The 8,134-nt window shown below is 71.5% G+C and carries 6 protein-coding genes and 2 pseudogenes; all 8 read left to right on the forward strand.

Going from position 1 to position 8,134, the window contains the following annotated elements; genetic code table 11:
* Positions 1-243: pseudogene (locus tag D8M29_RS14150) on the forward strand (hypothetical protein); the annotation flags it as partial.
* A 154-nt stretch (positions 244-397) separates the two neighbouring features.
* Positions 398-2,080 carry an ABC transporter substrate-binding protein gene (locus D8M29_RS06305; protein ID WP_036339106.1) on the forward strand — a complete coding sequence of 561 codons (1,683 nt, stop codon included), beginning with the start codon at positions 398-400 and terminating at the stop codon, positions 2,078-2,080.
* 136 nt (positions 2,081-2,216) lie between these two features.
* Positions 2,217-3,221 carry an ABC transporter permease gene (locus D8M29_RS06310; RefSeq protein WP_036341532.1) on the forward strand — a complete coding sequence of 335 codons (1,005 nt, stop codon included), beginning with the start codon at positions 2,217-2,219 and terminating at the stop codon, positions 3,219-3,221.
* Positions 3,218-4,210 carry an ABC transporter permease gene (locus D8M29_RS06315; protein ID WP_036341535.1) on the forward strand — a complete coding sequence of 331 codons (993 nt, stop codon included), beginning with the start codon at positions 3,218-3,220 and terminating at the stop codon, positions 4,208-4,210. The genes D8M29_RS06310 and D8M29_RS06315 overlap by 4 nt, the downstream gene beginning before the upstream one ends.
* A 2-nt stretch (positions 4,211-4,212) precedes the next feature.
* A complete protein-coding gene (locus D8M29_RS06320) occupies positions 4,213-5,958 on the forward strand; it encodes an ABC transporter ATP-binding protein (RefSeq protein ID WP_127435224.1) in 1,746 nt (581 codons plus the stop codon).
* Between the two features lie 84 nt (positions 5,959-6,042).
* Positions 6,043-7,383 (forward strand): Nramp family divalent metal transporter, encoded by a 1,341-nt coding sequence (locus D8M29_RS06325; RefSeq protein ID WP_036341541.1) that lies wholly within the window; start codon positions 6,043-6,045, stop codon positions 7,381-7,383.
* A 31-nt stretch (positions 7,384-7,414) separates the two neighbouring features.
* The gene (locus D8M29_RS06330; RefSeq protein WP_036341543.1) at positions 7,415-7,792 is read left to right on the forward strand and encodes a thiamine-binding protein; all 378 of its coding nucleotides are present in this window, start codon (positions 7,415-7,417) and stop codon (positions 7,790-7,792) included.
* A 107-nt stretch (positions 7,793-7,899) separates the two neighbouring features.
* Positions 7,900-8,134, forward strand: a pseudogene (locus D8M29_RS06335) (GNAT family N-acetyltransferase); the annotation flags it as partial.

The raw sequence follows: 8,134 nt of genomic DNA on the forward strand, positions 1-8,134 counted from the left end.
AGGGCCTCTCTCACGTTCGAAAGCGCGGGGGCGGGGCCGTCAGGCGGCGGGGTTGCCCTTCTTCTGCCTGTTGTCCTTCTCGTCCTTGCCGCCGGGCAGGGCGCGACGGATCGCGCCGAGGACGCCGATTTCCTCCTCGCCCAGGGGGTGCAGGAGCTCACCACCAACCGTCCGGAGGACGTGCTGCGCTGGGTCCGCGAGCGGGCCGCCGCGCGTCGGGAGCGGGTGCCCACCGGGGCCTGAGGGCGCCGTGCCGCACGCGCAGACGCGGCCTGCGTTGCGTTCCTGCCCGCGCTTGTGGCTATAGTCACGTCCAGGAGCGTGCCCGAGGTCACACCCGACGGCGCGGTCCCCTCGCACCCGCGTCTCGGCTGAGACCTCTCCCGGAGGAGCCCCCATGGCCACCCGTCTGCGTCACCGACTCCTGTCCGCCGCCGCGCTCACCGCGGCCGGCGCCCTGCTCGTCACCGGCTGCGCCCAGAGCCAGCGCGACGGCGGCGGCTCCGGCGGCTCGGGCGGGGGCGACGCCGCCCAAGTGGACGGCTCGTTCATCTTCGCCGCCTCCTCCGACCCGAAGACCCTGGACCCGGCCTTCGCCTCCGACGGCGAGACCTTCCGGGTCTCCCGTCAGATCTTCGAGGGCCTCGTGGGCACGAAGCCGGGCACCGCGGACCCCGCGCCGCTGCTGGCCGAGTCCTGGGAGTCCTCGGAGGACGGCCTGACCCACACGTTCCAGCTGAAGGAGGGCGTGACCTTCCACGACGGCGAGCCGTTCAACGGGGAGGCCGTGTGCGCCAACTTCGACCGCTGGTACAACTTCACGGGCATCCAGCAGTCGGAGACCCTCTCGTACTACTACGGCAAGCTGTTCCGCGGCTTCGCGGACAAGCCCGAGGACGCCGTCTACCAGGAGTGCGAGGCCACCGGCGAGCACGAGGTGAAGATCACGCTGGCGCAGCCGTTCGCGGGCTTCATCTCCTCCCTGTCCCTGCCGGCCTTCGCCATGCAGTCGCCGAAGGCGCTCGAGGAGTACAAGGCGGACGAGGTCGGTGGCACCGCCGAGTCGCCCCAGCTGTCCGAGTACGCCCGGGCCCACCCCACCGGCACCGGCCCCTACAAGTTCGAGTCCTGGAGCGTGGGCGAGGACGTCAAGCTCACCGCCAACGAGGACTACTGGGGCGAGGGCGGCGAGGTCACGGACATCACCTTCCGCGTGATCGACGACCCGGTGGCCCGCCGTCAGGCGCTCGAGGCCGGGGACATCGACGGCTACGACCTCGTGGCCCCCGCGGACACCGCGGCCCTGTCCGAGGCCGGCTTCAACGTGGTGGCCCGCGACCCGTTCACCATCCTCTACCTGGGCCTGAACCAGGAGAAGGAGGAGCTCCAGGACGTCAGGGTGCGCCAGGCGATCGCCCACGCGATCGACAAGGACGCCCTCATCGCGCAGACCCTCCCCGAGGGCACGGAGCCCGCCACCCAGTTCATCCCGAAGTCCGTGAACGGGTACAGCGAGGACGTCACCACGTACGAGCACGACCCCGCCAAGGCCAAGGCGCTGCTCGCCGAGGCCGGCTACCCGGACGGCTTCACGATTGACTTCAACTACCCCACCGGCGTCTCGCGCCCGTACATGCCGACCCCCGAGCAGGCGTTCTCCAACCTCTCGAGCCAGCTGGCCGAGGTGGGCATCACGGTGAACGCGAAGCCGGCCAAGTGGAGCCCGGACTACCTCGACCAGGTGCAGGGCACCTCGGACCACGGCATCCACCTGCTCGGCTGGACCGGTGACTACAACGACACGGACAACTTCGTGGGCGTGTTCTTCGGCCAGGAGAAGCCCGAGTTCGGCTTCACCGACGAGGAGCTGTTCTCCGCCCTCGAGGAGGCCCGCCAGATCCCGACGCTCGAGGAGCAGACGCCGAAGTACCAGGAGATCAACGAGCAGATCTCCGAGATCGTCCCGGCGGTCCCGCTCGCCCACCCGGCCCCGTCGCTGGCCTTCGACAAGCGCGTGGCCTCCTACCCGGCGAGCCCGGTCAACGACGAGGTCTTCAACGAGATCGACCTGACCGAGTGAGCCCGGCGGGCCGGGGACGACCCGCCCCACCGGCGACGACGGCGCCGCGCCCCGGCGCCGTCGTCGCCGGCCCGCCCGCCACCGCCCGTCCCTCGCACCGACCGGCCCGGCCCCCGCGCCGGCATGGAGGCCCCTCGTGCTCAGACTCATCGGCAAGCGCCTGCTGCTGCTGATCCCCACCCTGTTCGGACTGTCCGTCCTGCTGTTCGTGTGGGTCCGCAGCCTGCCCGGCGGCCCCGCCACCGCCCTGCTCGGCGACCGCGCCACCCCCGAGGCCGTGGCCCGGGTGAACGCGGCGTACGGCTTCGACAAGCCGCTGCTCGAGCAGTACGTCACCTACATGGGGCGGCTGCTGCGCGGCGACTTCGGCACCTCGATCATGACGAATCGGCCCGTGGTCGAGGAGTTCGCGGACCGTTTCCCGGCCACGCTGGAGCTCTCGATCTTCGCGATCGTGTTCGCGGTGGTCATCGGCATCCCGCTCGGCTACTGGGCCGCCCGCCATGTGGGCCGGTGGCAGGACGACGTCGCCGTCGTGCTGTCCCTGATCGGCGTGGTGGTGCCCGTGTTCTTCCTGGCGTTCATCCTCAAGTGGGTGTTCGCGGTGAAGCTGGGCTGGCTGCCCACCGACGGCCGACAGGACCCGCGGATCGACGCCACCCACTACACGAACTTCTACGTGTGGGACGGCATCATCACCGCCGAGTGGGACGCGGCCCTGAACGCGCTGACCCACCTGGTGCTGCCCGGCATCGCGCTGGGCACCATCCCGCTGGCGATCATCGCGCGCATCACCCGCGCCTCCGTGCTGGACGTGCAGGACGCGGACTTCGTGCGCACAGCCCGCGCCAAGGGCCTGGCCCCGCGCCTGATCCGGGACCGGTTCATCATGCGCAACGCCCTGCTGCCGGTGAGCACCACGCTCGGCCTGCAGCTGGGCCTGCTGATCTCCGGGGCGGTGCTCACCGAGACGGTGTTCGCGTTCAACGGGATCGGCCGGTTCCTCGCGCAGGCGATCTTCCAGCTCGACTTCCCGGTGCTGCAGGGCTTCATCATCTTCATCGCCCTGCTCTACTCGCTGATCAACCTGGTCGTGGACGTCTCCTACGGCCTCATCGACCCGAGGGTGCGTGTCTCATGAGCGTGAACCTGCCCCCCAGCCCCGGCGGCGGACCCACCGAGCACGCCGTCGAGCACGCGCTGGCGCCCGTCGAGGCCGGGGCGACCCAGGCGACCACCGAGGCCGCCGCGGACACCCGCGGCACCTCCGTGTGGGGCGCCGCGTTCCAGCGGCTGCGCCGCAACCCGGCGGCGATCGCCGGCGCCGTGATCGTGCTGCTCTTCGTGCTCGTGGCCGTCCTCGCCCCGGTGCTGGCCCCGTACGCGGGCACGGCCACACCCGGCATGCGCGAGATCCGCCCCACCCACGTGCCCGGCCCCGGCGAGGTGGCCGGCTACCCGCTGGGCCTGGACCGCTTCGGCGGGGACGTGCTCTCCAAGCTGATCTGGGGCGCGCAGGCCTCGCTGCTCATCGGCGTCGTCTCGACGGCGTTCGGCCTGGCCGGCGGCATGCTGCTCGGCCTGCTGGCCGGCACGTTCGGCGGCTGGGTGGACTCCGTCGTGATGCGCGTCGTGGACATCCTGCTCTCGGTGCCCAACCTGCTGCTGGCGGTGTCCATCGCGGCGATCCTCGGACAGACCCCGTTCGCGGTGATGATCGCGATCGGGGTGGCGCAGGTGCCCGTGTTCGCGCGGCTGCTGCGGTCCTCGATGCTCACGCAGAAGGGGTCGGACTACGTGCTCGCGGCGCAGACCCTCGGCCTCTCGCGCGGGCGGATCACGATGTCCCACGTGCTGCCGAACTCGCTGGGCCCCGTGATCGTGCAGGCCACGCTCACCCTGGCCACGGCCGTGATCGACGCGGCCGCCCTGTCCTTCCTCGGCCTCGGCGGCGGCCGCCCCGAGACCGCCGAGTGGGGCCGCATGCTCACCTACGCGCAGGCCGAGCTGGGCATCAACCCGTGGCTCGCGTTCCTGCCCGGCCTGTGCATCGCCATCACCGCGCTCGGCTTCACCCTGCTGGGCGAGTCCCTGCGCGAGGCCCTCGACCCGACCTCCCGGAGGCGCTGACCATGGACCCCAAGCACGACGACGGCGCGCCCGGCCCCGGCGTGACCCCCGCGGCCGGCGCCCCGCTGCTGGAGATCCGCGACCTGGACGTGGAGTTCACCACCCAGCAGGGCACCGTGCAGGCCGTGGAGGGCGCGTCCCTCACGCTCCCGACCGGGGGCACGCTGGCGATCGTGGGCGAGTCCGGCTCGGGCAAGTCCACCACCGCGATGGCCGCGATCGGCCTGCTGCCCGGCAACGGCCGGGTCACGGCAGGCTCCGTCCGCTTCGCGGGCGAGGAGCTCGTGGGCCTGCCCGAGTCGCGGATGCGCCGCATCCGCGGCCGCCGGATCGGGCTGGTGCCGCAGGACCCGATGTCCAACCTCAACCCCGTGACCCGGGTGGGGCAGCAGATCGGGGAGACCCTGCTGACCCACGGCATGACGACGAAGAAGGACGTGGGGGCCGCCGTCGTCGAGGTGATGGAGCGCGCCGGCATCCCCGAGCCCGCGCGACGGGCCAAGCAGTACCCGCACGAGCTCTCGGGCGGTCTGCGCCAGCGCGTGCTGATCGCCATCGGCCTGGCGTGCCGGCCGCAGCTGCTGATCGCGGACGAGCCGACCTCCGCCCTGGACGTGACGGTGCAGCAGGTGATCCTGGACCAGATCGACGAGATGACCCGCGAGCTCGGCAGTTCCGTGCTGCTGATCACCCATGACCTCGGCCTCGCCGCCGAGCGGGCGCAGCAGCTCGTGGTGATGCACCGCGGACGCGTGGTGGAGTCCGGCGACGCGCGAGCCATCCTCGAGGACCCGCAGCACGCCTACACCCGCTCGCTCGTGGCGGCCGCGCCGTCGGTGGCGGCGGCCCGCCTGCTGCCCGAGGCCTTCGACCCCGCGCCCGCCGCCCTGGCCGAGGACGACACCGCGGCCCTGACCACGGTGGCCCTGGCGAAGCAGGACCTCACCCCGCTGGTGGAGATCCGCGACCTCACGAAGGTCTACCCCGTGCGCGGGCACGAGGACTTCACCGCCGCGAAGGACGTCTCCCTGAAGATCCCGCGCGGCAAGACCGTCTCGATCGTCGGCGAGTCCGGCTCCGGCAAGACGACGACGGCGCGCATGCTGCTCAAGCTGATCGAGCCGACCTCGGGCGAGATCAGCTTCGAGGGCAAGGACGTGCTGGCGCTGAAGGGGGAGGGGCTCAAGGACTTCCGGCAGCGCGTGCAGGCCGTGTTCCAGGACCCCTTCTCCTCGCTCAACCCCTCGTTCACGGTGGGACGGATCATCGAGGAGCCGCTGCAGACGTACCGGCGGGGCAACGCCAGGCAGCGGCGGGCGCGCGTGCTCGAGCTCATGGACCAGGTGGCCCTGCCCTCGCACTTCCACCGCCGGTACCCGGCCGAGCTCTCGGGCGGGCAGCGCCAGCGCGTGGCGATCGCCCGGGCGCTCGCGCTGAACCCCGAGCTGATCGTGTGCGACGAGCCGGTCTCCGCGCTGGACGTGCTCGTGCAGGACCAGATCCTCACGCTGCTGCGCCGCCTGCAGGACGAGCTGGGGCTGAGCTACCTGTTCATCTCGCACGACCTGGCGGTGGTGCGGCTCATCTCCGACTACGTGTGCGTCATGAAGGACGGCCAGGTGGTGGAGGCGGCCAGCTCCGAGGAGGTCTTCACCAACCCCCGACACCCGTACACGCGGCGGCTGCTCGCCTCGATCCCGGGCAACGAGCTGGGGATCGCGGTGGAGGCGGACGGGACGCACGTGTGAAGCACCGCAGAATGATGTGAGCGGCATCGCTCCCGTGCGTGATACTTGCTGCATCACTCGCATCCCCGATCGCAGGAGCATCCCATGGCCCACGCCGTCAACCCCGGGCGCCCCGTGCACAACCCGGACATCGTCGGGTTCACCGACGCCGAACTGAACGAGACGCCGATCCGCCCGCGCTGGAACTCCCTCGGCCCGGGCATCGTCGCCGCGGCCACGGGCGTGGGCGCGGCGGACCTGGTGGCCACCCTGACCGCCGGCTCCCGCTACGGCTACATGCTGCTGTGGGCCGTGGTGCTGGGCGTGATCTTCAAGATCGTGCTCGTGGAGGGGGTGGGCCGCTACTACCTCTCCACCGGCAAGACGATCTTCCAGGGCTGGCGCACCCTCGGGGCCTGGACGTCCTGGTACTTCGGCCCGTACATCCTCATCTGGGGCATCGTGTACGGGGCGACGGCGATGTCCTCCACCGCCCTGCCGCTCGCGGCGCTGTTCCCCGGGGTGGACAGCAAGGTGTTCGCGATCGCCTCGGGCCTGATCGGCCTGGGGCTGGTCTGGCTGGACAGGTACCGGCTCATCGAGTGGCTCATGACGGTGCTGATCGGCGTCATGTTCGTGACGGTGCTGCTCTCCGCGGCGCTGACCGTCCCGAACCTGGGCGAGATCCTCGCCGGTCTCGTGCCGCGCCTGCCCTCCGGCGATCCCCAGGCCATGTTCTACGTGCTCGGCCTGGCCGGCGGCGTCGGCGGCACCATCACGCTCGCGGCCTACGGCTACTGGCTGCGCGAGAAGGGCTGGAACGTCCCGAAGTACCTGAAGGTCATGCGGTTCGACAACGCGACCTCGTACATCCTCACGGGCATCTTCGTGATCGCCACCATGGTCATGGGCGTGGAGCTGCTGCACTCGGCGGGGCTGGCGATCTCCTCGGGCGACAAGGGCCTGCTCGACGTCGGCGACGTGCTGGCCGAGCGCTACGGCTCGGTGTGGTCCACGGTGTTCCTCATCGGATTCTTCGCCGCGTCCTTCTCCTCCCTGCTGGGCGTGTGGCACGGCGTCTCGTTGATGTTCGCGGACTTCTGGACGAACTTCCGCCGGCCCGCCGAGGAGCTGGACCAGGACGACGCGCCGTCGCTGTCCTCGAAGCCCGGCCGCTTCTTCCTGCTGTGGCTGACCCTGCCGCCCATGGCGCTGCTGTTCCTGGACCGGCCGATCTTCCTGATCCTGCTCTACGGCACGCTCGGCGCCCTGTTCATGCCGTTCCTGGCCGTGACCCTGCTGTTCCTCAACAACAAGAAGGACGTGCCGCGGCAGTTCCGCAACGGCTGGGTCCGCAACACCCTGTTGGGCCTGACCGCGGCCGTGTTCGTGGCGATCGGCGTGAACGAGCTGATCAAGGCCCTGCAGCCGGTGCTCGGGGGGTGAGCCGGCGGCGGGGGCGGGGCACACTGGTGCCATGATCGTCGCCTTCTCCGTCGCCCCCTCCGGCCAACCCGCCGACGCCGAGCACCTGCCCGGCGACGCGGACACCGCGTCCGTGCACCGGGCGGTGGCGGCCGCCGTCGCCGTGGTGCGCGCCTCCGGCCTGCCGCACCGCACCTCCTCGATGTTCACCGAGATCGAGGGGGAGTGGGACGAGGTGATGGAGGTCGTGCGCGCCGCCGTGGACGCCGTGTCCCCGTACGGCTCCCGCGTCTCGCTCGTGCTGAAGGCGGACATCCGCCCCGGCCACACCGGCGAGCTGGACGGCAAGCTCGAGCGTCTCGAGTCGGCCCTCGCCGAGGACGAGCAGCGGCGCGCCGCCCCGGCCCCGCACGACGGCGACGCCGGGTGACCCCCCTCCCCGCTGCCCCCGGACGCTTTCGTTCGAGAAACGGCGGCGTGTCGAGGCGCTTTCGTTCGAGACATGGCCGCCGCGCCGGCGGCCCGGAGGAGCAGTCCGTGCCTGAGCCCGTGGCCGTGCGCCCCGCCGCACCCGGGGACGTCGAGGCGCTGCTGCGCGTCAAGGCGCGGTCGTGGCGGGAGGCCTACGGCGCGCTCCTGCCGTCCGCGTACCTGGACGCGATCGAGGCCCGGATCCCGGAGGACGTACCCGCGTGGACCGCGCTGATCGGACCGGACCGTGACCTCTGGGTCGCCGACGACGGCGGCCGGCTGCTCGGCGTGGCGCTCGCGC

Origin of the sequence: Micrococcus sp. HSID17227, assembly GCF_003989405.1 — a bacterium.
Lineage (GTDB): Bacteria > Actinomycetota > Actinomycetes > Actinomycetales > Micrococcaceae > Micrococcus > Micrococcus luteus.